The sequence below is a fragment of the Mycetohabitans rhizoxinica HKI 454 genome (genome assembly GCF_000198775.1).
Classification (GTDB): domain Bacteria; phylum Pseudomonadota; class Gammaproteobacteria; order Burkholderiales; family Burkholderiaceae; genus Mycetohabitans; species Mycetohabitans rhizoxinica.
In genome coordinates, this window is the sequence record NC_014718.1 from 724,343 (window position 1) to 747,131 (window position 22,789).

The following is a 22,789-nucleotide window of genomic DNA, read 5'->3' on the forward strand; positions in this document are numbered from 1 at the left end:
CTGTTTTCACGCTACGGCCGATACGTCAGTCGCACGCATATGGCCGGCGCGGTGTGGTGCCACGCAGCATGAGCTCAATGCTTAATCAACTTGAATTTCAGTACCCGCAATACTAGTTTCCACGTCTCGCAATAAAGAGTAATTGCTCTAATGGCGCGATACCCATGCCGATGCCATACCTGCAGTAGGCTGCAGGTTTAAGGCGTCAAAATATATCGCTGGTATGAATATCACAATATCCTTTCAAAATTCATACACATCAATTTAGCGTAAGCTTCCCGTCAACCATTATCCGCTGTACTGTCCGCTGTGACAGCCATCACACTACCGCTACGCTGGGCTTGCGGGCTGCATGAGCTTGGGGAGGGTCTGCATAGCGGTACCCAATAATACCAACGGGCGCGCCGCTCCTCCAAATCTCAAAAATTCGAATTCCGCTTAGCGAGACAAATGGTGGACCGCACTCTTATGACAACTCCCCTACAATGCGGATAAAGCAATGCACGTTCGCTTGTTTGAAACAACGCGTTACATAGTTGGCACTCATATTGCCGTACAGTCGGAATGTCGCATCCCTGCCCGCTCTCTGACATAGCGCCAGTCGCGAAAAGCGGTTCAATTAAGAATCTACTGGAGAAGAAATGGGAATTGCCATTCTTACCGGGAATAAAGGTTTATTCCAATTCATCGAAGCGTGCTTCGAGGCCGACGACGAGCCATGCCAGCAGTTCGTCGACGATGTGGCGCTCGCCCGTGCAGCCTATCGTGAGGAATTTCACGCCATCCTGGTCGACTCAGCCGTCGGAATTAACCCTTTGCGCCCATTTCTCGCGCGCCGGGCCTGCTATGCGGACCGTCGCGCGCCCTTGATCGTCATCGGGGCGCTCGAGGACCGGGCGAGTATCGTGCATGTGCTGGACGCCGGCGCGGATGATGTTGTGCTCACACCCATCGATCCACGCGAATTGTTGCTCCGGGTGCATCTAGCGATCCGGCGCTTCAATGTCACCCGTCGTACAGACCATGCCGGCGTAATCGAGTGCGGCCCTTATCGTCTCGATCCGAATACCTGCATTGTCCGCATCAACGGCGACGCGGTGCGGCTGACACCACGAGAATTCGCGATTGCCTGGCTGCTGTTTTCACACTACGGGGAATATGTCAGCCGTCGGCAAATCGCCGGCGCGGTATGGAGCAGTTCCGAGGACATCGTGGGCCGGACTTTGGAGCAGCATATTTACAAGCTGCGCAAGAAGCTGGAACTGCACGGCACGCATGGCCTGCGTCTGCGCACCATGTATGCACATGGCTATCGGATTGAATCCATCGAGGCTGATACCGCGACGTCGGCGATGATAGGCGGCCCCCTCGAGGCTCCGCTTGCCACTGCCCATATGTCGCTCGACGACGAAAAGGTTTTACGTCGCCACGACGGCGTCAATCCGACGGTGGAATGCGTGCTCGAAACCAGGCACGAATGGCAGTGCCCGGCGTCCGTGGCGCCGCTCCTAGAATTCAATGATGCGCGGTGACAATAGGAAGATCCTTTCCATATGACTGCGCTGGTCGCTACGGTATCGGAACAAGCCGCCGATCAGCGGAATCTTAGACAACAGCGGTATCCCCGTTTCGAGGTTGGACGAGGAGTCTGTTCGGTATCCCGCTATCAGCAAGCTTTCGTTCTGCCCTACAAACGCTTCGGTATTGATGGTACTAGTCGTGATAACAGGTATATGATCTACCAACTGATTGGTCACTTGCCCATCCTCGATGTGAACTTCCAGCTTGATCCGTGTACGCCCGTCCTCCTCCACGACCAAGGGCCGAACACGCAATGACACGCCCGTGGACACGCTGTACAGGTCTGCCGACGTATAGCCGGCCACGCGCACGAAAAAGCGTGTCTTGTGATCCATGACGGCTTCCGCGTTGCTCAATGTCGCGACCTTCGGGCTTGCGTCGATACGCGCGAGATTGGCACTTTGCAGCGCATCTACCCGCGCCAGCAGGTAGCGCCCGGCGTTGCCCAGCACAGCCGTCAGGGACGCGCCAAGCGGCGCGGTACTGATGACTGTCGTGCCGTCGCTGCTGTTAGACGTAAATGTGGGATTGAGGGTGCCATCGTATGACGAGGGACTGTGCAAACCATTGCCGGTCTGTAAATCGACATGACTGTTATGTGCCCGCCAGTCCACCCCAATCTGCTTGAGCGCGTCATCGTCAACTTCGATGATGTGAGCCTCGATTTCCACCAGCCGTGGCTTGACATCAAGCGCGTCAATCAGCGACTGGTATTGGGCCAGGCGCTCTGGTAAATCGCGGATCAGCACCGAATTGGTACGTTCGTCCGCCTGGATGACAGGTAGTGACGCGGTATCGGCGGCCGGCCCCAGGTCATTGGAGAAGCCAGCCGTGTAGCGTGCGGCACCGCCACCATAGTCGCCCGTACCTTGCCCTGGCAGCCCGGCTATGCCCCCGCCCGCGGTACGACTGCCTGAGCCGATCCCGCCCAGCAACCCGGCCAGACCCGGCGACACCGTACCCGTGGGCATGTTGTCCGGCAAGGGGGGCATCAACACTGTGGGACCGTTCGTTCCGCCGCCGGCTACCGTACCGCCGAGATTGCCGCCGGCGTCAGCCATTGGATCGACGCGCCGCATGTAAGCCTTTGCGAAGCCGCTCTGCGGGCCGTCTCCCGATCCGCCCAGCGCCGATTTGCTCTCAGGGTGATACAGCCCCGATAAGACACTGGCCACACCGGCAACGACATAGCGCTGTCCGTCGACCTCGACATTATGGTCGGCGGCCCACGCATGCTTGAGTGAAAAAATACGTACCTGCGAGCCGGCTTGCCGCGCCACGGCCGCATCGACTCGCCGCGCCACCTCGGCGATCAGCTGTACATACTGAGGCGGCCCGTTGACGAGTACCGTATTGCGGGTATCGTCGTAAGACAACGGGAAGGCCGGATTGGTGATCCGCAGTCGATCGAGTGCCGCCTTCAAGTCGTCGACGCTCGCGTGCTGCAACTGGACGACCTGCCGTGTCACGCCGCTCGCGTCGCTGATCGACAACACCGTTCCGTCGTAGAACCAGACAAATCCGAAGGTCGACGCCAAGGTCTCGAGGAATCGTTGCGGCGGCATGTCGAAACGGCCCGTGACCTTGCCGTGAACATCGCCGGATATCGTTGCGGGCACACCCTGGCTAGACGCAAAGTCTCGCAGGACATCCTTAATATCCTTGCCCTCCACGGACACATGGACCATCCGGCTGTGCCAGCGTATCGGTATGTCATCGGCGAAGGCCGGCGTGGCGGACAGGGCAAGCGACGCAATGCATGCCACACACACCAGCTTCTTGCGCATCGTGCCCGCGCCTGCTGAAACCACACCCCGGGTTGTCTGCATCCAGTTCATTGTTGTCATCGATTTACGCGTTGTCAAGGTTGCATAGATCCTTCACCCACGGTCGGACACGCACGGCGATCGAAGGGTATTCGTCTACCGGTCGAGCGTCTCCGACGGCGCTTCCTGAAATTCCTTCCGATACCCGCTCACCAGCGTCGACCGGTTCTGCACGCCCCACTTGTTCGCGATGCGCAGCACGCTGCGTTCGCTCTCCAGCGAGTCGCTCAACAGCTCCGCCCGGATGCGCTCCATGCGCTGGCGGCGAATCAATTCGGTTGGAGACAATCCGAGGAAGTTCTTGAAAGCACTTTGCAGCGCCCGCTCGGTCACGCCGACCTCCGCGGCGATCTCGCGCACCGATAGGTCATGCCGGTTCAGGTTTTCCTGCATGTATCGATATGCCCGCCGGTACTTGGCCGGCAGCCGCGCACTGATGTCGTCCAGCTGGCCCGTCTGGGGCGTCGCACGGCTGGAGAACGACACCAACGCCTGGGAGTCGTCCCGCAGGCATTGCGTTGAGACAACCGCATAGCGCGTGTAGTACTGCATCGACTCGTTGACCTTACCCTGGCTTTGCCTGATCTTGGCAAGACAATAGAGATAGTCGATTTGCCGGCGTCCGGTGCTGGAGACGTAGTCAACACGGTTCAGCGACTCCACCACCGACTCGGCAAGCTGGGGCGCGCCTGCGTGCAACGCCGCCAATCCAATCTCGATCCGGGTTGATCGCCCATACTCGGACAATCCGTTACGCGCCGCCCAGTCCAAGTGTTGCTGGATATTCATCATTGCGTCGCGCACGCCGTGCGACAACAGTCGCAAGTGGCGCAAGTACATGATTCGTTGCTTGAGCAACGGCATCTGAACGCGCTGCGCATCGGTCTCCAGCGCTTCGATCAGCGCACCGGAGTCACGGCTGCCAAGCGATCGTTCGTCAACAGCGCCAGACAGCCAGTAGGCGTGGTCACCAAGCTGGGACGATAACCTCAACTCACGCTGCACCGCGATATCCAGACGCAGCGTCAGCACAACCTCCTGCCAGCGCTGTGCCACCTCAGGCGGGGCCTCCTCGGCCAGCTCGATCAGCTGCTTGATCGCATCGCGCAGGAAGCGGCCCTGTCCAAGCTCGTGCAATGCACACACCAGGCCGAACTGAGCCTCCAGACGCTGCAACGGATCCAACTCCGCGTCGTCGACCAGACGGACAAAGCAGGACAACGCCGTCGCCAGCCGGCAGCGGAACAGCGCTTGCCAGCCAGCATTGCGACAAGAGGCGGCCCGCACTGCATGAGCACACTCCCGCACCGCGCGCTGCGCGCGCCGATACGACGTTTCTGCCTCGTCATCGATACCCAGCGTCATTTGCATATCGGCATGCAGTTGCAGCAGCCCGGCGACCTGTTGATCCTCGCGCTCATCCTCGCCCCACCGGCTTGCTTGGCCACCTGCGGCAGTGAGATTCGCTTCGATCAACTTGTTCATAAACTCGGCCGGCACGTTTTTCGACGACAGGGCTGCAGCCAACGGGAAATACGGTGTTATGAGCATCGTGAGACTCCAATATGCGCGCGCCTCATGGCCTGACGCACGACGTCATTACAAGCGCCCTTGCGGGTCTGACATATCGGAATCTAGTCGAACCATCCTGCAACATTTTCAACAAATCTGACCAAACTGCTATATTTTGAGGACTATTGAAATTCTTCCGCGCAATTAGGCACGCGACAACGGCACAGAGCATATCGGAACCGCCGCCGGCGGGCTGTAGACAGCAGTCCATTACTACGCCTGGTCATTCATCGTTTCGCGTGGCGTCTATCGGCCGCGGCCCGATAGCGTTGTACTTCGGTTCTTTCCAGCCGATCTTGACGGATACCGCACGGTGAATCCTCTTACATGTCTTCTAAAATGGGCGCGGGCACATCGAGTCCCGTCAAGCGGTAACGACAGGCAGCTGACGAGCCGGCCAGCCGTGCATGGCCAACGCGCCACCATACTGGTGTCGGGCGCTTGTGCGCTAGGGCTGGCGGCTTGTGCGGCGCCCGATGTGCCGCCGTCGAACAGCACGCTGCCCGCCTCGCTTCAAGCCAAGCCAGTCGAGGTATTGCAGGAAGTCTTCCGCGTACACGGGAATGAAACGTATGTATGCCAACGCAACGGTAATCAATTGAGTTGGCATGCCACCGGAACGCTGGCGACACTGGTCGATGCGTCGCGCCACAGTGCGGGAGTTATATCACCGGGCGGATATTTCATAGCAACCGATGGCAGCTACGTCGTGACAAGGTTGCTTGCGCAGGAGATAATCAGCGCATCGACGCTGCCGTGGCAACGGTTGACCGCCGTCCATTCCTCTGCAGAGCCCGGAGAAGCCGGCAGGTTCGCCAACATCACATCGATACAACGCGTGCAAACGTCGGGCGGGCTGCCGCCGGATCCGGTGTGCACGGTCGAGCGCACAGCGCTCTATGTGCCGTACTCGGCGACTTATTTGTTCTATCGGCGTGGCCAACCCGTCACGCCGGGCGGCGCCGCGAACGATGTCGCGCAGCAGGCAACCGAGGCAAATTGCAAGCTCGACATGTCTGCGTGTGAGGTAAAATAGTCTGCCACCGGGCCGCGCGTGCTCTTGTTTCCGCCATAACGGGCCGCCGGCTGGCTTTTGCCGTTCGAATGCGCAAGTACGTATGCATATTCATGTCACTATCGCGCTGTGCGCGATGGCGAGGTGATGGCGGTGCTGATCGCCGCACGCCAGTGGCCGGGTCAATGCCGGTGCTGGCTTGCCCTTGTAACCCCACGTTCGATCAATGCAGCTTAACTCTTCGATAGCATTGCTTATTCGGCGGGTTTTGCGATGCTGCCGCTAAGAGCGTTTTGCGGAGCTTGTTCGGCTCATTCGCTACCGCTGTCGTAAGCGGGAGAACAAGATAAGAGCTTAGGCGGTTAGATCTAGTCTTCTCGTTACAAGAGCATGCAATGAATCCGCTACTCTCATCCATCCGATCCTTCCTAAATCGCTCCGAGACCACTACGCATAACGGTGCGCAAGAGCCATCGGCAGCCCGCACACTGGCGTCCCCTTCGGCATCCCGGCTTGCAATATGCCCAATGAGCTACTAAGGCCAATTGCACGCCTTGTGCCACCTGAAGACCGTCAGAATCTCCTCTTAACAACTCGTCGGTTTGTCCCGGTCATTGGCGAGGATGTTAGAAGCGGCATGTTAGCGGTTAAACACGTTCCCAAGGTAAAAAATTTTAACCAATTTAAAACTGCGCTGGATGAAATTCAAAAATTCTCCCGATCATGCCGGCAAGAGCCGCTGCTGCCTCTTGCGTCTCAAATTGAACACCTTCCCGAGGAAGACCGAGAAAATGCTTTCAATAAGCTTTTCAAAGCGATCGGCGAGTTGATGGCCGTTGATCAGCCTAGCGTACTAAGCAACCTTGCCAGTCAAATCTGCATGCTGCCGCCAGATAAGCGGTCAGCGGCCTTCCGCAAAATTTTCGACGCAAGCGACAAGCTTCCTGCCAGGGGCAGAGCCGATGTGCTGAGCAGCCTCGCAAGCAGAGCCGTTTCTTCTCTGCCCGAAAGTGACCAGAACACAGCTATAGACGATCTCCACAAGGCAGCAGACGCTTTACCGGCCCGCCACAGAAGCAAAGTGCAGGAGAGCCTTAATGCTATGCAGTTTGTCATGATGGTCGATATGCAGGTTAATCTTATGATGCAACAGCTTCATATGGCTTTCAGGCCTTTTGGGATGGGCTGAATCGTCCGCCCCCAGCAGGCGAATTCAGCCGGCTTCATCCACCGCGATGCAGAGGTGGCCAGTCTGGTCGCTGAATTGATAATCAGCTACGGTAGTAACGGTTGACGTGTCGATGCATTCCCGTGCACAGCTATCGGGCCGCTCCTGCCTGGATATTACTGACGCCAGAGGTGTGTTTGTCGATGGCCCTCTCTTTCTTCACCGCAGTCCGTGCGCCAGCTCGCGCATGTAGTCCCCCAATCCTGCAAGCACGAGTTGCCCACGGACTTGCTCGACAAAGATGCCAACGAACAGCGCGAGGATCAGGACKGTCAATGCGCCTTTGACGGGTTGGCTCAATTGCATGACTTCCAGCTTCTGTGCTGATTTGGCAACAAAGCCGAAGGCCAAATCCACCAGCAGAAGAATGAACATAATCGGCGTAGCGAGTTTGGCCGTCATCTGCATCAACGTATCCGTTTGATGCAATACAAAACTCTGGAGGATATTCTCGGCAACTGGCGTACGAGACGTAAGCGGCCACCAGTTGTATGAATCGTATAATACGCCGAGCAGTGCAGGCATACCACCCAGCGTCCAGAATGCCACGGTGGCGATCTGCATCAGCAATGTACCGGTTGGCGTATTCTGCTCTGACCGCACCGGATTGGTAATTTGGATATTGTTATAGCCAGTCAAATCGTCGATGTACGTTCCGGCACTTTCCGCTACCCAAAATACGATCGACGCCGAAAAGCCGAGTGCAAGCCCGATGATGGCCTCGCGTACGAAAGTTTCGACAAACATCAGGCCCGACATCGATTCAAATAAAGACGCGGGCTGGCCGTAAGCGATAAATGAACTGAACAACAGCACAACGCCATTGCGAGCAACGCCTTGCAGAACGCCGTCGGCAGTCGGCGGAAACATGAAAAATAAGATAAAGGCGCGCTCAGAGCATAATGTCAGCATTGCCAAATAGCCATGAATCGCTTCATGGTACTCGCCATAGATCTCCAATAGCCCGTTCATCGTCGCCCCGTTCCTGATCGTATATAGTTCCTGGCCCGTGCTAACGCCGCCTCCTCGGCTTCCTCGTCAGCGATGTCGCTCGCAAGCTCGTCGAGTTTGCGACGCAACACGCCAATGCGACGCTCGCATACATCGATCCGCCCACGGTTGCTCGCGATGGCTTGTGCGGTACGGGAGATTTCATCGGTCTTTTCCCGATACTGCTGTTCGAGCGCAGCCAACTCACGTTGCAACACTCGGATACGATCCGTGACGAGATCCATATATCGCATCGAAGCCTGCATTTCAGCGATTGAAAAGCAACTACTGCCGGTCATCATTTGGGCAATGCGCTCTTCATTGGCGCGCACTACGTCCCGCTCCCGCTCGATCTGGGTGCCTTTGTCTTCACAGCTATGGAGCAACGTCGCCTGTTCGTCGCGCTGCTGAGCGAGCATTTCGCGCAATTCATCTTCTATGCGCTTTCGGCGAATTACCGCCCGGCGCAACGCAGTGATTCGGCGGTCTGAACCTCGCATGACGCTCCCGCTAGTTGCGTACCAGATCGAACAAGCGGGACTGTGTATCGTCGGGGTCCGCCCACTCGTCAGTACGCTGGCCCAGGAAATCGCGGATTGCGTCAATCTTGGCGATCGCCTCGTCAGCAAGCGGATTCCCCCCAGGCTGGTATTCACCGATCTGCAGCAGCATCTCAACCTCCCGGTGCTTTGCGAGCAATTCGCGCACGCGCGCGGCAGCGTCCACGTACTCTCGGGGCATCACCTGCGACATGACGCGAGACAGGCTCCCGAGCACGTCAATCGCCGGATACTGGTTCCTCGCTGCAATCTCGCGCGACAGGATCATATGGCCATCCAGGATGCCCCGGACTTCTTCCGCGATCGGATCACTACCGCTTTCGTCCTCGGCCAATACCGTATATAACGCCGTAATCGAGCCGGTCGCACCCATGCCGGCACGCTCCAGCAGCCGCGGCAGCTCCGCAAAAATAGACGGCGGAAAACCGCGTCGCGCCGGTGGCTCACCCGCTGCCAGTCCAATCTCGCGTTGCGCACGGGCAAACCGAGTCAGCGAATCCATCATCAACAATACGCGTTGACCGCGATCTCGGAAATACTCGGCAATTGCAGTGGCGACATACGCCGCCTTCGCGCGCTCGATCGAGGACCGATCCGACGTTGCACAGACGACCACCGATCGTGCCATGCCCTCCTTGCCGAGAATCAACTCGACGAATTCCCGCACCTCACGGCCCCGCTCGCCGATCAGTGCAATGACCGTAACGTCGCATTGCGCTCCGCGCGCGAACATACCGAGCAGCGTGCTCTTGCCGACGCCAGCGGGTGCAAAAATGCCCATGCGCTGGCCCTCCGCGAGCGTCATCATGCTATCCACGACACGCACGCCCGTGGCCAGCGGATACTCGATCATACGGCGACTCATGGGATCGGGAGAATCCGCAAAGATTGGGCGCTCCTCATTCGCGTCGATGGGACCGAACCCATCGATCGGCTGGCCCAGGCTGTCAATCACACGGCCAAGCAACCCCTCGCCGACGGGAACCGACAGCGGACGTCCAAGCCCGATCACTCGGGTCGAGCGTGATATGCTTTCCAACCGCGAGAACGGCGACAATAATGCCACGTCGCGCGTAAAACCAATCACCTCGGCATGCTGCAGCAAGCTGCCGTCCGCCGCGCGCAGCTCGCATAGTTCGCCCAGTGTCACATCTAATCCGCCGACCTTCACGAGCGTGCCGATGACCTCCAGCACCTTACCGTTGCGCGCGATCGCCCGGGTCGACAGAATGGCCTTCTCGATTGCATCGGTCAGGCGATGCGCATCAAGCTCAAGCGCTTTCTCATATTCGGCCTCGCCGGTGCAGCCGACGTTATATACATGATTCATGGCGCGTGCTCCGACTCCCCACGAGTGAATCGGCCCCATTCGTCCGACGCGACATCCGCATCGTCGTCCAACTCGCCTTCGTCCTCATCGACATCCGCGACGTCTTCCTCGACATCCGTAGCATCCTCGCCGATATCCGTGGCGTCCTCTTCCACATTCGTAGCACCAACAAGATCGTCATCCCAAATCTGCTCGTCACCTGCCCCATCGGCACACACATCGTCGTCCATTAAAGAAACGCGTGTCTGAGGATCGCCGGCGTTATGCGACTCGTCGTCCAGGTGGTCTTCATCGCCGTCGTCGGGCAGTCGGACGTCCGGTTGTGCGACACGGTCCATCCCCTTTCCGGTTTCTTCCATCTCAACCAACGACCGTTTCAGGGTTCTTGTGATTGCGGTACGCATGGCCCGCAACTGAGTAGCAAGGCTCGCATCTATTGAACCAAAGTCTGATTCACAAATACAGCTTCCGGCGGGCAATTGCCGGTCCGCAACGACAGTGAGTGGAAACGGGCGTCCCATTTCCCTCCACCGCGCTGCTAAGCGCTCAAATGCAACACAAGCCTTGTCGTGATCCACCTCGCTGACAACCACCCGCACATATGCTGCGCCTTCGACGATTCGATCGACAACCTCCAACGCACGCTCGAACAGTGCGTCGCTATGCTGCACCTGTACGATCTGTTCGACACCGACAGTCACTATCTGCGCCAGTCGTTCACGCATGCGGACCTGCATCCGACGCTCGCCGTTGGCCAGGTCCGCCAGCCGCTCCATCCACTCAGACAGCGCGCGCTGCTCTCCTTCCTGATACCCGCGTTCTGCTGCTATCTCATACTCCCGCTTGGCATCATCAATTATTTGTTGGGCAGCATCGCGCGCTGCGCTGATCAATGCAGCAGCCTCTTTCTCTGCACGCTCGATTGCCGCACGCCGATCCGCTTCCAGTTGAGCATAGGCCTGCTCAATAGTCATCAGTGCGCCAAACTCCTGCGCCGGAATGATGTCGCTGTCGGCGCCAACGCGAGCAGCGAGCGTTTCGGGCAAACAATACGGTGACCTCAGCCAAATAGCCATTTCCACTCCGGCAGCCACGCGCTTAAATGAGTTATCAGATTGCGCGTTCCTTGCTTGTCCAGTCCGCCCACGCGTCCATTGAGCCATCGCGACGGCCCGGCATCACGCGGCAACGCAAGCCGTAGCAGCATACGCGACGTAGTCATGGCCGCAGCACCCTCTTCATCCCGGATCACCAAAAAGTAGCCTTCCAGCGCCAATGTCTGCGCGTCCATTTCATCCAATGACAGCATTGTTCCACCCAACTCAAACGCCGCGATATCGGGTGCGCCAAAGGATGCCTGCACAATCGAGTCGAGAGGAACACCTGTCCAGTCAGCCAAGCGCATGCGGCTTCCCTTATCAATCAGGTGACGGATCTGCGCACTACGAAACAACAACGCGCGCACTCTCAACATGCGCAAGCCCTGCTCGGGCGGAAGCGCATCGAACATCACCGCACCAGGCGCAAGAAATGAGGCCATGCTGGGCATCCGCACGCCGCTGGCACGACATAGAATGAAGGAGGCTTTGTCTAGCAGCGTGCGCGGGCCACTAGACAATTCGGCTCGTAACGTTTCGGCTACGCGGACATCGACGCCCAGCGCCCCGGCGAGCCACGATGGGTGCGCCCAGCAAATCGCATCGCGTATATTACGGTCGTATGCTTGAAGCGCTGCAGCGGCACGGTCGAAAGGCGACATAGCGACCATCCCGCTTACGGAGCCGACGCCGCACCATCCTGCTTCGATCGCCCACGCAAAAGCCCAGCTATACGGCCAAACAGCTTACGGCCGTCGCTCGCGCCATTGCGAAATAGCCACCAAGCTGTCGACAATAGTATCAAAAGTAGTATCGCCGTCACGACGGGCAATATATAGGATTGCTTTTTGGGCATACGCGATAGATCCAGTGGATCCGCCGGGACCGCGGTAACGCTGACCGCTTCATACGTCAGACCCTCGACACTGTGTACCACCAGCGTCTTAATCTGTGGCACCAATGCCGCCACATCGGAATCCGGCCGGTACTTGATAAATACCGACGCGGACGAGGGTTTAGCTTGCAAGGCAAGTGGGTCGTTGTTTGGCAATACAATTTGCACCCGAGCAACCACAACACCATCAATTTTAGACAACGTGTTGGATAATTCCTGCGACAGTCCGTATATGAACCGCACGCGCTCCTCAGTCGGCGTGGAAACTAACCCATCTCTTTTAAACAGGCTTCCGAGGTCGTCATACTTGGCATGCGGTAATCCACGTGCACGCAACACTTCCATCGCACGCACAATCTCTGCTTCTTCTACGCTCAACGACCACGTTTTTCCGTTATCTGGCGTGCTCTTGGACGCGTCCACGCCGCGCTCCAGCAAAGCAACCATCATTTCATTGACGTCCTGTTCGGACAGGTTATTGTACAGCTCCTTATGGCAGCCCCATAACGAGAGACACACCAGCAAAGCCAAAACTATCCGGCTGATTCGGATGACAATAGTTCGTTGCCCGGTCAACATGTGCTATTGGTTCTTCAGCAATGTTTCGATAGAGCCTTTTGTCGAAGTTGTGAGTGACATCGCAACGGTAGTCTCCACCTGAAGATTCGCCACCCTGGTCATCACCAAGTTTGATGCTGCTGCCGTCTCACCAGGAGATAAGTTTCCCATATTATGCTGTAATGCATCGACGTCATTTAGCACCTGCTCCATCTGTACATCGTGTGTGCCGACGATCCTGCTTAGCGCCGACATCTCACCACTCGGCTCGGTGGTAGGTGCCGCGACGTCGGCTTGCTGCATCAACGCCTGAAATCGACTGACCGCCTCCGGTGAAGGCATCGTCTTGTCAGCGTCCTGCGCCCGGCCCAGAATGGTCTCCATACCTGCCATTTGAAGCGGCTGAGTCATGTCACTGCTCCATGTCGGATCAAACACTACAGTCGAAGAAAGTTGGCCTGCGGGACAAACGCAGTACCAGCATCGGTCAGCTCACTTTTTTCCGGCGCCGTCCCTTGCTGCTCAAGCTCCCGCATTTGTTCTGCGCAAGACTCGGGTAGCACAAAGTTACCTGTCCTGCGATACGCATCCATGGCCATACGCAAATCAGCACGGGCGCGCATGGCGCGCACAAGCTTGCGGCTGTCCTCGCCCGCGTCTGATTCATCAATTTCGTCGGCAAGCACCTGCCATGCGGAATCGCCTCTATAAAACAACGCGAGTGCAAGTAATGCCTTTGCATACAAGAATCCAGGGCGCTCGTGCAGTACTTCTTCCAGCGCCTGCACTGCGTCATCCCATCGCCCCCGGGAGATCCATAGCATGCCTTCCAGCGCTTTGAACTCCAGAGCGTTCGGGCGCATGACCCGCAACGCGTCGATAACCATTTCCGCATCCTCAGTATCGCCGGATGCAGCCTGAAAATTTACCTGCAGGAAAAGCGACACGACCTCGATCAGTCCACCGACGATAAGTTTGTCGGCCTTCATGTACTGCTGTGACGAAATGCTCATGATGTAGGGTTCCAGACAAATCCCACCGCAGGTTTTTTCGATTTTTGTACAACGATGCCAACTCGCCTCATGCGCGATGCCGGTACGGCAACATTAGCGTAACGGCCGCCCCAATCGGCTCACGGTCGCGAAGTATACGTCGTCCACGCGAAGCACACGGCCGCTTCGTGTAGCCATGTTTCCGCTTCGCCCTATTACACCGAGTTCAACGGGATATTGTTAGTGTGGGCCCTCGCCCAACGGCCTACCCCCGGTCCGGGACCGGATCGACGGAGAGCGCATCATGAGCGACGAGAAAACCGAAGAACCGACCGAAAAGCGACTACGTGACGCTCGACGCGACGGTCAAGTAGCAAAAAGCACTGACTTGACCGACGCTGCAGTTATGTGCGCATCCATCGCCGTACTGGTGGCTGCCGCCAGCATGTTCACCGACGCCTTTCGTGCACTGATCCATACGACGTTGGACTTCGTTACAACGAACCGCAGCAATACGATGTTGGTCGCATCGGCATTCAAGCTCGGTCGCCAATCGTTAACCATCATCGTGCCATGCGTGGCAGCGACGGCGCTCTGCGCGTTCGCCGCACTGTTCGCACAAGTGGGCTTCCAGATCAGCACGAAGCCCGTAACACCGAATCCCACGGCGGTAAACCCTGCAAGCGGAATTAAACGGATATTCTCGCTTCGTACTGTGGTCGATATGACCAAGTCACTGCTCAAGGCGGCGCTGGTCGCCTGCGTCATGTGGTACACGATTCGCGGACTGATACCGCTCATCGCCACCTCGCTGTATCAGCCGCTTCCTGAACTATCGAGACTGTTCTGGACGGTTTTGCTCAAGCTATTCTCTGCCGCCGCGCTGGTCTTCATTGTGATTGCGGCGCTCGACTTCAAGCTGCAAAAATTTCTTTTCACGCGGCAAATGCGCATGAGCAAAGACGAAATCAAGCGAGAGTACAAGCAGCAGGAAGGCGATCCTCAACTCAAAGGCGAGCGCAAGCGCATCGCGCGAGAGTGGGCACAGGAGGCACCACCGAGGCTGCGCGTCGGCCTTGCAAACGCACTCATCGTCAATCCAACTCACTATGCCGTAGCAATTCGCTACGCGCCCGAAGAATGTCCACTGCCCGTCGTGATCGCAAAGGGCCACGATGAGAGCGCTGCCGAATTAAGGCGGTACGCTGCGCAAGCACGCGTGCCGATCATTGGCAATCCGCCAATCGCCCGCGCGCTGCACCGCGTGAAGATCGACGAGCCTATTCCAGAAGCACTGTTCGAAGCAGTTGCAGCCATCCTGCGTTGGGTCGACTCCCTCGGCCCCAGGCAGACAGACTCTGGCAACGCTGCCACTTCGACACACTGAGTTCCAGGCCCATACTGACATGTCGAAAGCACTGAAGCTGCCTGCCGCCGGCGAAATCGGCGTCGCCTTGGTCGTGGTGGCAATCATCTCGCTGATGATCCTGCCGCTTCCGACTCTTTTGATCGATGTGCTGCTGGCATGCAACATCGCAGTCAGCGTCACGTTACTGATGATTACCATGTACGTACCGGACATCGTAGCGCTATCGGTGTTCCCGTCATTGCTGTTGTTTACGACGCTGTATCGCTTATCGTTGAATATCGCATCGACAAAATCCATACTGTTGCACGCCGACGCAGGACATATTATCGAGGCGTTCGGGCAACTGGTCGTCGGAGGCAACCTGGTGGTCGGCCTGGTTGTCTTTGTCATCATCACCACGGTTCAATTTATTGTCATTGCCAAGGGATCGGAGCGCGTAGCGGAAGTCGGCGCCCGGTTTACGCTAGACGCCTTGCCCGGAAAGCAGATGAGCATCGATGCCGATCTCCGGGCCAATCTGCTCACCGCTGACGAAGCACGCCGAAAACGTGCAACACTGGCCATCGAAAGCCAACTCCATGGAGGCATGGATGGCGCCATGAAGTTCGTCAAGGGCGATGCGATAGCCGGATTAATCATTACCGGAATCAACATCATCGCAGGCATCGCAGTAGGCGTCGCATACCATGGCATGAGTGCCGGGGAAGCAGCCAATCGTTTCTCGGTCTTGTCGGTTGGCGACGCGATGGTCTCGCAGATTCCGTCGTTGCTTCTGTCAGTTGCTGCCGGCGTCATGATCACCAGGGTGGCCGACGAGCGCGACGCGCATCCTCAATCGCTCGGCAGCGAGATGGGCCGGCAACTCAGTTCAAGCACGCGCGCGCTTTTTTTTGCCGCGATTTTGCTACTAGGCTTCGCCGCCGTCCCGGGCTTTCCCGCTCCGCTGTTCCTACTGCTCTCCGCCATGCTGGCATTTTGCGGTTACAAGCTGAGCCATAAGCGCCCCCTTTTAGACGAATACCGTAGCGAGCCGGTCGCTTCGATGCAGCGCGCAGGTAGCAAGGGGGACGCAAGCGGCATCCTGCCACGTGCGCCCCAGTTCACGCCTGCAGTGGGCGTAAGGATCGCACCCGACTTGATGCCACGCCTGTCCGCTGCCGCGCTGGACCAGTCATTTGCGTCGGAGCGCAACCAACTCCAGGAGGAGTTGGGCCTGCCTTTTCCGGGTATCACGATGTGGGTGGGCGAGAATACCCGTGCGTCACACTTTGAGATCCTGATACACGACGTGCCATACGTGACAATCGAACTGCCACCCGGCAAGGTCATGTTACCCCCACGCAATGGCGATCTCGACGCCACTCAGGCCGACGCAGTGCTGGCTGCATTGCACGCCCGTGCCGAGCCTAGGGGCGGCCTGGACGGTGGCGCAGGCCCTACTTGGTGGATGGATGAGAAAGCGGTTCCTCCAAAAATCCAGGCATGGCAGGCCGAGCACGTGATCGCTCACAGCGCAATTGCGCTGCTGCGACGTCATGCATCGCTGTTCCTAGGCATCCAGGAAGTTCAATGGATCCTTGAGCAGCAAGGTAACGAGTACCCTGGACTGGTTGCTGAAGTTCAGAAAGCCGTACCGCCTCAACGTATCGCCGACGTATTGCGGCGTTTGCTGGAAGAACAAGTACCTATCCGCAACATGAGAACGATTCTCGAAAGCCTGCTTGCATGGGGAACGAAAGAAAAGGACATGCTGATGCTCACCGAGTATGTGCGGGGAGACCTTGCGCGGTTTCTCGCCCATCGTGCTGCCGCAGGCGCAGGCCTGCTCCAGGCGGTATTGCTCGACCTGCCCGTTGAGCAACACATCCGTCAAGCGATTAAGCAGACACCCACCGGTAACTATCTGGCGCTGGCCCCCGACGAGGTAACCTTCCTGGTAAATAAGATCCAATCGTTGGCGGGTACTGACGAGCGTGACGGCGTAGCGCTGGTCACGTCGATGGACATCCGACGCTATGTTCGGCGCATGATAGAGAATCGTATCAGCTGGCTGCCGGTCTATTCCTATCAGGAACTTGGCGAGCACGTCGAGTTGAAACCGCTCGGTCGGGTAACGGCATAGGGTTGCGCAACATGACATCCATTCGACACCGGCCGGTACGAATCATCGCTCGCGACAGCGAGCACACCGCTCCCGTGTACGGTCGCCGTGCGCGGCCTGACTATGCGTCGCTTGCGCGCCGCAGCAGGCCGACCGGTACGCATGAAGACACCTTGCCGGCTTTACATCATGGCATAGCTAGTACAGGACTCGCGCTGACCTATCCATCCGGTCAAGACGCCGACACGAGCGACGATGATTCGCAATCCTCGGAAGACGGCACAGCAGACGCATCGTCCATGGTGGACAAACGGCTACGCAAGGCGCTACAGCCTGTCGTAGCAAAAATCCTTCAAACCCAAGATAAGGTGATGGACCTGGTTTGCAAACTCACGCAGGAAATTGCCGCTTTCTGCGGTGACCGCTCGATCAACGAGACCGGAACCTGGGACGCGCAATTGCCGCTCGATGCCAGCCTGCTGCGGAACACGACACTTAATTTAACGCTTTCGTATTCGACACTATCACTTCGCTTCGACACAGACGACGACGACACCAAGCAACTACTCTTGGCTCATGCACCAATGCTCGAACGCGAACTCGGCGCATTGATGCAAGCATGGGATGTGCCGCGCCAGATCCAGCTTACGGTCTGGTGACCGACCTTTGGTCACCGGGGCCGTCACCGCCGGACCTTCACATAATATGACCGCCATAGTGGATGATTGATCCGACCGTCGACTTGCTGCCCAGTGACGTTGGCGACGCACGCTGGCGCCCCCGGCCACTACAGCCCGCCGTCGCTCGCGCTGCGCGTTTGTTTTGCGACAACCGCCTACCCGACACACTCGCGCGGCTGTGCGGCATCGAGCAATGGACCGTGACGCTAGAGTCTTCATCCGCACCGGCAATGGACCTCGTCGGCGCAGCCCGGTGGACCGAACCAGCGTGGCTGGAATTCGCGCATCCGTCCGGACGGCTGGGGATCGGCTTCGATCTGGCCCACTATCCAGCTTTGGAGCTTGTTACCGGCACGGAAGATGTGTCAAATTCGGACCGCCCGCACGGCGATCCGGCTTTGCAATTGGCAATCGCCCATATACTTGTCCAACCGGTATTGTCTGCGCTCGCAGCCATCGGCCTCAAGGAGCTTCGCCTAGCTGGCCTATACCGGGTTCACCAACACAGTGGCTTGCCGATTCGACCCTCTGTCGACATGCCAATTGCGCGGATGACGTTTGTCCATCACGGCCGCACCCATGCGGTGACCGTCGTACCGGATGCTCCGCTCTTGCAATTGATACAGCACTGCTTGGACCAGCACGCTACTTCCGCCGCTCAGCGCCCGTCACCTGACAGCGGTCACCCGCTCGCCGAAGTCCGAGTGCCGGGCAGGCTGATCATCGGATACAAGACCTTGACAGTGTCCACGCTGGACAGGCTTGCTCCTGGTGACGTCATCCTGCGCGCGGTATCAGCAAATGCCGGGCCGCTGATAGCCGGCCATCACGCTCCAGTCCATACGACCGTCGCGTGGGGTACGCCCGGGCTCATTCGTCTCCACGCACAAGCCGAAATAGGCGGCCAGACGCTTTCTATTTTGAAGGACCCGTACATGACCGAACATGTCGATAAGTCGCTCGCTAACGACACACTTACCGCTGAAGCGCGCGACGAGGCTGCCTGTATCGACCAACTTGAGCTGCCGATTCAACTGGAGATCGACACCATCGCACTGCCGTTGCACGAAATCTGTGCGTTGCGCGCCGGTTACGTCCTTGAGTTGCCCAATCCGGTGGACGCTGTCCAGATCAAACTTGTCACCCATGGGCGCACGATAGGCTACGCGGAACTCGTCAGCGTCGGTGATCATCTCGGCATCCGAATCCTCCAAATGGTGCAAGGCAATGCTCCAGCCCAGTGAACTGACGAGCTTGATGCTGATTGTTCTTGCAATCAGCGTCGTCCCCCTCGTCGCCGTCGTCATCACGTCATATACAAAGATTGTCGTGGTACTCAGCCTGCTGCGCAACGCACTCGGCGCACAGCAAGTTCCACCGAACATGGTGCTAAACGGTATCGCCATCCTCGTTTCGCTCTACATCATGGCGCCCATCGGCATGGCGGCAGCAAAACAACTGGAAAACCAGCCGAATGCCGGCACCCCCTCTCAGTCGGTCGTGCAAGCATTCAGTGCGGCGCAGGAGCCATTCCGTGCATTCCTAAAACAACATGCCAACAAAAGAGAAAAGCGCTTTTTCATGCGTACGGCGACTGTCATTTGGCCCAAGGAGGTGGCCGACGGCCTCCGTGAGGACGATTTCATCGTACTGGCGCCGGCATTCACCTTATCCGAGCTCACCGACGCCTTCAAGATCGGATTTCTTCTCTACATCACCTTTGTGGTCATCGACCTGATCATCGCCAATGTGCTGCTCGCGATGGGTCTCAACCAGGTCATGCCAACCAACGTCGCAATACCCTTCAAGCTACTGCTGTTCGTCGTGATGGATGGCTGGTCAACGCTGATCCACGGATTGATTCTGACATATCGCTAAGCGCCACCATGGACATCAATACACTGATCCGGCTAACGATGCACGGCATGCTGTTATGCATGTACGTGTCCCTACCGATCGTCAGCGTCGCCGCGGCGGTGGGGTTGGCTGTGTCTTTCCTGCAAGCGATCACATCCATGCAGGACCAGGCGTTGTCTCACGGAGTGAAGCTCATTGCTGTGACGATCGTGATCGTTGTCGGAGCGCCCATGTCCGCCGCCGCGGTACTCAGATTCGCCAACGAAGTGTTCCAGGTTGCCATACCGCAATGATAAACATCCGCAAGTCGGCTCCCACCGATCATGCGGGCGGTCCGACTGGATCCCCCGCCCGCCAGCATGTCCGCACACCTGTGCGCCGGCCCCGCAAGGCGGTCCTGCATCGCGGATCCATTGTGTTCGCCCATTCCGCGACCGCGCAAGCCAATGTGCAGCAAGTGAGAAAGGCGGCCGCCCGAGCACGCTTGCTGGCATCGATACGTGCGTCGGCGCGTCTGACTCGCCGCCGGGTGCGTAGCAGGACGAGCCTGCTGGAAAACGAGGCGGATGAGTCGGACGATCGCGCAGCGGATACGCCTGCACGCATCACGGGTATTGGACAGCGTGACGGATCAGGCGGTGGCGGTGGTCAAGGGCGTGGACAGCGTGACCAAAAAGAGGGAGACGTCGACGCCCAAAGCGAAGTTCCCTGCTTTCGGCAAAGCAGGACTACGCGACGTGCCGGCATATCGAGGCTCGACGCGGGCCCACTGCACGAGTTGGCCCAATCGGGTAAGACAATCGCCAGCAATGATGTAATGCACGTATTAATTGCGAAACTACGGGATCTGGTTGACCAGTCGCAGCGAAACCCACACGCAAGCATCGATGCCAATATTCATCATTTGATGAGCAAGTGTCTGGACCTGCAAGCCCGCTTGGCGCCGGAACCGCTGTCACTACAGCATGTGATAGAAATGTTGGTTAGTATCCGACAGAAACCCGCTTTAGCTAGCCCACAGAGCCACGCCGGTGAGTTGAACCGCGGACAGCGGCTCAATCCCATGATGCCGCTGATCGCATTCAACGCCCTGCGGCCGAGAACACCGAGCCAACTTAAACGTGCGAAGTGTTACCAAGCACTGCGAATTGCTTCAACGACCACTCGGCACGTCGATACCTTGGCATAGCGCCGGCTCTTACCGATAGCCGAGGTGGGCTTCGCGTAATCCACATCCGGTTCGTGTTGCGCATTGCTTTTCTGATCCGCCACGTTAGAGTAGTTGCAAGCCAACATCGCGCCCAAGGGCGAATGTACGCCGACCCATCGGAACTTGACGATCATGAAGCTGTTACGCATTCTCACCGGTATACACGCAGGAGCCCAGCTGAAGCTGGTGCCCGGCGCATATCGGCTGGCAGCAGACGATGACGCCGACATCCGACTGTCCGATTGGACTGGCGCGGAGCTTGTCTTGACGATCGACCCGCAGGACACTGTACACGCACGACGCGGCGCAGCACCGGCAAACGGTGATAATGTCAACGCGCATCACGCCGTAACCCACGACGAGCCTATTGAGCAACATGCGAAAAGACCGGCACAGATGCTGGACCAACGCACGATCACACCCTCGTCAGAAGTCACCCAACAGGGCAAGGAACCGATTCTGCTGCTGGACTTCGTGCCGATGCAATTCGACGATACCGTCATCTGCGTTGGCCCGGCAGATTCCTCATGGCCGTCTGACGTCGAACTACTTTCGACGTTGCTAGTTAAGCCGGACCAAGACAGGCGCGAAGCGAAGCGTGCTCGCCATCGCAAAATCGCGGGCATCACGCTTGCCTGTACGGCGGTTGGCATGGTCATTGGGCTCAGTGCGCTGTTAATGTCGGCGCAGGACAGCCGAGCTGCCCGCAGGCGTGACATCAACGATCTTGCGCAGCACATCAATCATTTGCTCGCGGAGCAGAAGTTGACGGAGTTACGTGCACAGGTATCCGGATCTGTCATTCGGGTCACGGGAATGGTTCAGACACCCGCGGAAGATGTCAATACACGCGAACTTCTGCAACGTGCCGCAGCCGGTCTCGCCCTACGGCAGTATGATGTGGCCGAGGTCGATGCACGCAGCATTGCCGAATCGCTCGGTATACCGGGCGTCCAAATCACCTACGCAGGAAATGGTGTATTTGACGTGACAGCGAAAGTCGCTGACCCCCAACAATTCCGGGAGTCACTCGAACGGGTAAGGCACGATTTGAACGGGAATGTTAGAACGCTACGCACTCATATCACGACCATCGACAAAAATCTGTTGCCTTCAACGTACTCGGAAATGATCGCCTCCGACGCGATCCAGTATGCCCAGGCTCCCGACGGCACGAAACACATATACGTCGCGCAGCAGCCGAATGACCAGGCCGAACCACCGGAAAGTGGCAGCATTCCTCCAGACAACGCTCCTGTTCCGTCAGGTCAGGATGCAACCGGCACGGCGATTCAAGGCACTACGTCGCAGTCACCTCAAGTCAGTAAGTAGCGCAGGAGAATACCTATGTACGAAGCACTGGAAGCATGCGCGGCAGATTTCAATGATCTGCCCAAGATCATCACCGATGCGTCCAAGGTCAAAACGATCCGCTCGGCACTTGATGCCACCGCGAGACGGATCGCTGAGGATACAGGTGAAACCGAAGTGGATCGCGACAGCTTGGCTAAACTCTATCGCGGTCTTCTCGCGGCGAGCCGGATCGTCGCGCAGTTGCATGAGAAGCGAAGCACCGGCTGACTCATTGTCGCTTCTCTATCCGACTATTGCTTAAATGGAGTGATATATGAGTGTTCTTAACGGAGTCAAACACGGCAGTGACGCTGCAAACACAGCGAGCGCGCTGGGTCATTTTGGCACGAGTGCCGCCGGGGGCAAGTTAACCTCAACAGCTGCCAATGCTGAAATGGATCAGTATTCCAACATGATCCTTGAGACTCAGTTGCATGCGATGAAATGTCAATTCATAGAAAATTTGGGGGAAGCCTGCAAAGAGGTCGGCAGCAAACAGATATAATCTGACTGACCAGTGCGCATTTGATGCGCACTGGTCTATTGCCTTCCAATTCACCTCAAATGAATAGTCC

22 protein-coding genes are annotated in these 22,789 nt (G+C 57.7%); 12 read left to right on the forward strand and 10 right to left on the reverse strand.

What is annotated here, in order from left to right:
* Nucleotides 1-641: 641 nt before the first annotated feature.
* Nucleotides 642-1,532, forward strand: coding sequence for a response regulator transcription factor (locus tag RBRH_RS14850; RefSeq protein ID WP_013428957.1), 891 nt, complete (start codon nucleotides 642-644; stop codon nucleotides 1,530-1,532).
* Here the strand turns inward: RBRH_RS14850 and sctC are convergent.
* Together sctC and RBRH_RS14860 are read right to left on the reverse strand one after the other, a co-directional pair.
* Nucleotides 1,509-3,410, reverse strand: a complete 1,902-nt coding sequence (sctC, locus tag RBRH_RS14855; protein WP_370645078.1) for a type III secretion system outer membrane ring subunit SctC — start codon at nucleotides 3,408-3,410, stop codon at nucleotides 1,509-1,511. The two genes, RBRH_RS14850 and sctC, sit on opposite strands and share 24 nt — an antisense overlap.
* A gap of 93 nt (nucleotides 3,411-3,503) precedes the next feature.
* Complete coding sequence (locus RBRH_RS14860; RefSeq protein ID WP_013428959.1) at nucleotides 3,504-4,958, reverse strand: helix-turn-helix transcriptional regulator; 1,455 nt, start codon at nucleotides 4,956-4,958, stop codon at nucleotides 3,504-3,506.
* Between the two features lie 424 nt (nucleotides 4,959-5,382).
* On the opposite strand from RBRH_RS14860, the gene RBRH_RS14865 reads away from it, so the two are divergent.
* Nucleotides 5,383-6,015 carry a DUF3455 domain-containing protein gene (locus tag RBRH_RS14865; RefSeq protein ID WP_157864581.1) on the forward strand — a complete coding sequence of 211 codons (633 nt, stop codon included), beginning with the start codon at nucleotides 5,383-5,385 and terminating at the stop codon, nucleotides 6,013-6,015.
* Nucleotides 6,016-6,514: 499 nt separating this feature from the next.
* Entirely contained in the window at nucleotides 6,515-7,183 is a 669-nt protein-coding gene (locus RBRH_RS14870) for a hypothetical protein (protein WP_013428961.1), read from the forward strand.
* A gap of 198 nt (nucleotides 7,184-7,381) precedes the next feature.
* Here RBRH_RS14870 and sctT read toward each other — a convergent pair whose 3' ends face one another.
* Genes sctT through RBRH_RS14910 form a run of 8 tightly spaced genes read right to left on the reverse strand, consistent with a single transcriptional unit; the run spans nucleotide 7,382 to nucleotide 13,641 of the window.
* Complete coding sequence (gene sctT / locus RBRH_RS14875; protein ID WP_013428962.1) at nucleotides 7,382-8,194, reverse strand: type III secretion system export apparatus subunit SctT; 813 nt, start codon at nucleotides 8,192-8,194, stop codon at nucleotides 7,382-7,384.
* Nucleotides 8,191-8,712, reverse strand: coding sequence for a type III secretion protein SctO (locus RBRH_RS16815; RefSeq protein ID WP_013428963.1), 522 nt, complete (start codon nucleotides 8,710-8,712; stop codon nucleotides 8,191-8,193). The genes sctT and RBRH_RS16815 overlap by 4 nt, the downstream gene beginning before the upstream one ends.
* 10 nt (nucleotides 8,713-8,722) lie before the next feature.
* A complete protein-coding gene (gene sctN / locus RBRH_RS14885; protein ID WP_013428964.1) occupies nucleotides 8,723-10,102 on the reverse strand; it encodes a type III secretion system ATPase SctN in 1,380 nt (459 codons plus the stop codon).
* Nucleotides 10,099-11,265: a type III secretion system stator protein SctL gene (gene sctL, locus RBRH_RS14890; protein WP_232509388.1), complete on the reverse strand. Its 1,167-nt coding sequence runs from the start codon at nucleotides 11,263-11,265 to the stop codon at nucleotides 10,099-10,101. The genes sctN and sctL overlap by 4 nt, the downstream gene beginning before the upstream one ends.
* Nucleotides 11,163-11,861, reverse strand: a complete 699-nt coding sequence (locus RBRH_RS14895) for a type III secretion protein HrpB4 (protein WP_049786562.1) — start codon at nucleotides 11,859-11,861, stop codon at nucleotides 11,163-11,165. Before RBRH_RS14895 ends, sctL begins: the two co-directional genes overlap by 103 nt.
* A 14-nt stretch (nucleotides 11,862-11,875) precedes the next feature.
* Nucleotides 11,876-12,673, reverse strand: coding sequence for a type III secretion system inner membrane ring lipoprotein SctJ (sctJ, locus tag RBRH_RS14900; RefSeq protein WP_013428967.1), 798 nt, complete (start codon nucleotides 12,671-12,673; stop codon nucleotides 11,876-11,878).
* 3 nt (nucleotides 12,674-12,676) lie between these two features.
* Nucleotides 12,677-13,063, reverse strand: coding sequence for a type III secretion protein SctI (locus RBRH_RS14905; protein ID WP_157864583.1), 387 nt, complete (start codon nucleotides 13,061-13,063; stop codon nucleotides 12,677-12,679).
* Between the two features lie 26 nt (nucleotides 13,064-13,089).
* Entirely contained in the window at nucleotides 13,090-13,641 is a 552-nt protein-coding gene (locus tag RBRH_RS14910; protein WP_049786563.1) for an HrpB1 family type III secretion system apparatus protein, read from the reverse strand.
* Nucleotides 13,642-13,948: 307 nt separating this feature from the next.
* Between RBRH_RS14910 and sctU the strand changes: the two genes are divergently transcribed.
* From sctU to RBRH_RS14960, 9 genes are all read left to right on the forward strand, one after another.
* Entirely contained in the window at nucleotides 13,949-15,031 is a 1,083-nt protein-coding gene (gene sctU / locus RBRH_RS14915; protein WP_013428970.1) for a type III secretion system export apparatus subunit SctU, read from the forward strand.
* 19 nt (nucleotides 15,032-15,050) lie between these two features.
* Nucleotides 15,051-17,135: a type III secretion system export apparatus subunit SctV gene (gene sctV, locus RBRH_RS14920; protein WP_013428971.1), complete on the forward strand. Its 2,085-nt coding sequence runs from the start codon at nucleotides 15,051-15,053 to the stop codon at nucleotides 17,133-17,135.
* 11 nt (nucleotides 17,136-17,146) lie between these two features.
* The gene (gene sctP, locus RBRH_RS16580) at nucleotides 17,147-17,773 is read left to right on the forward strand and encodes a type III secretion system protein SctP (protein ID WP_013428972.1); all 627 of its coding nucleotides are present in this window, start codon (nucleotides 17,147-17,149) and stop codon (nucleotides 17,771-17,773) included.
* Nucleotides 17,774-17,835: 62 nt separating this feature from the next.
* Nucleotides 17,836-19,038, forward strand: coding sequence for a type III secretion system cytoplasmic ring protein SctQ (sctQ, locus tag RBRH_RS14930; protein WP_013428973.1), 1,203 nt, complete (start codon nucleotides 17,836-17,838; stop codon nucleotides 19,036-19,038).
* On the forward strand, nucleotides 19,022-19,672 hold the full coding sequence (gene sctR, locus RBRH_RS14935; RefSeq protein ID WP_041754905.1) for a type III secretion system export apparatus subunit SctR: 651 nt from the start codon (nucleotides 19,022-19,024) through the stop codon (nucleotides 19,670-19,672). The genes sctQ and sctR overlap by 17 nt, the downstream gene beginning before the upstream one ends.
* 8 nt (nucleotides 19,673-19,680) lie before the next feature.
* A complete protein-coding gene (gene sctS / locus RBRH_RS14940; protein WP_013428975.1) occupies nucleotides 19,681-19,944 on the forward strand; it encodes a type III secretion system export apparatus subunit SctS in 264 nt (87 codons plus the stop codon).
* A gap of 1,181 nt (nucleotides 19,945-21,125) precedes the next feature.
* The gene (locus tag RBRH_RS19875) at nucleotides 21,126-22,193 is read left to right on the forward strand and encodes a type III secretion protein SctD (RefSeq protein ID WP_191287751.1); all 1,068 of its coding nucleotides are present in this window, start codon (nucleotides 21,126-21,128) and stop codon (nucleotides 22,191-22,193) included.
* A gap of 15 nt (nucleotides 22,194-22,208) precedes the next feature.
* Nucleotides 22,209-22,442 (forward strand): hypothetical protein, encoded by a 234-nt coding sequence (locus tag RBRH_RS14955; RefSeq protein ID WP_013428978.1) that lies wholly within the window; start codon nucleotides 22,209-22,211, stop codon nucleotides 22,440-22,442.
* 46 nt (nucleotides 22,443-22,488) lie between these two features.
* Nucleotides 22,489-22,719: a hypothetical protein gene (locus tag RBRH_RS14960; protein WP_013428979.1), complete on the forward strand. Its 231-nt coding sequence runs from the start codon at nucleotides 22,489-22,491 to the stop codon at nucleotides 22,717-22,719.
* Nucleotides 22,720-22,789: the final 70 nt, after the last annotated feature.

What these genes read in the sequence shown, in the direction of transcription:
- RBRH_RS14850 (WP_013428957.1), top strand. Translation starts at nt 642, where the DNA reads ATGGGAATTGCCATTCTTACCGGGAATAAAGGTTTATTCCAATTCATC.
- sctC (WP_370645078.1), bottom strand. Translation starts at nt 3,410, where the DNA reads ATGCAGACAACCCGGGGTGTGGTTTCAGCAGGCGCGGGCACGATGCGC.
- RBRH_RS14860 (WP_013428959.1), bottom strand. Translation starts at nt 4,958, where the DNA reads ATGCTCATAACACCGTATTTCCCGTTGGCTGCAGCCCTGTCGTCGAAA.
- RBRH_RS14870 (WP_013428961.1), top strand. Translation starts at nt 6,515, where the DNA reads ATGCCCAATGAGCTACTAAGGCCAATTGCACGCCTTGTGCCACCTGAA.
- RBRH_RS16815 (WP_013428963.1), bottom strand. Translation starts at nt 8,712, where the DNA reads ATGCGAGGTTCAGACCGCCGAATCACTGCGTTGCGCCGGGCGGTAATT.
- sctN (WP_013428964.1), bottom strand. Translation starts at nt 10,102, where the DNA reads ATGAATCATGTATATAACGTCGGCTGCACCGGCGAGGCCGAATATGAG.
- sctL (WP_232509388.1), bottom strand. Translation starts at nt 11,265, where the DNA reads ATGGCTCAATGGACGCGTGGGCGGACTGGACAAGCAAGGAACGCGCAA.
- RBRH_RS14895 (WP_049786562.1), bottom strand. Translation starts at nt 11,861, where the DNA reads ATGTCGCCTTTCGACCGTGCCGCTGCAGCGCTTCAAGCATACGACCGT.
- sctJ (WP_013428967.1), bottom strand. Translation starts at nt 12,673, where the DNA reads ATGTTGACCGGGCAACGAACTATTGTCATCCGAATCAGCCGGATAGTT.
- RBRH_RS14905 (WP_157864583.1), bottom strand. Translation starts at nt 13,063, where the DNA reads ATGACTCAGCCGCTTCAAATGGCAGGTATGGAGACCATTCTGGGCCGG.
- RBRH_RS14910 (WP_049786563.1), bottom strand. Translation starts at nt 13,641, where the DNA reads ATGAAGGCCGACAAACTTATCGTCGGTGGACTGATCGAGGTCGTGTCG.
- sctU (WP_013428970.1), top strand. Translation starts at nt 13,949, where the DNA reads ATGAGCGACGAGAAAACCGAAGAACCGACCGAAAAGCGACTACGTGAC.
- sctV (WP_013428971.1), top strand. Translation starts at nt 15,051, where the DNA reads ATGTCGAAAGCACTGAAGCTGCCTGCCGCCGGCGAAATCGGCGTCGCC.
- sctP (WP_013428972.1), top strand. Translation starts at nt 17,147, where the DNA reads ATGACATCCATTCGACACCGGCCGGTACGAATCATCGCTCGCGACAGC.
- sctQ (WP_013428973.1), top strand. Translation starts at nt 17,836, where the DNA reads ATGATTGATCCGACCGTCGACTTGCTGCCCAGTGACGTTGGCGACGCA.
- sctR (WP_041754905.1), top strand. Translation starts at nt 19,022, where the DNA reads ATGCTCCAGCCCAGTGAACTGACGAGCTTGATGCTGATTGTTCTTGCA.
- sctS (WP_013428975.1), top strand. Translation starts at nt 19,681, where the DNA reads ATGGACATCAATACACTGATCCGGCTAACGATGCACGGCATGCTGTTA.
- RBRH_RS14955 (WP_013428978.1), top strand. Translation starts at nt 22,209, where the DNA reads ATGTACGAAGCACTGGAAGCATGCGCGGCAGATTTCAATGATCTGCCC.
- RBRH_RS14960 (WP_013428979.1), top strand. Translation starts at nt 22,489, where the DNA reads ATGAGTGTTCTTAACGGAGTCAAACACGGCAGTGACGCTGCAAACACA.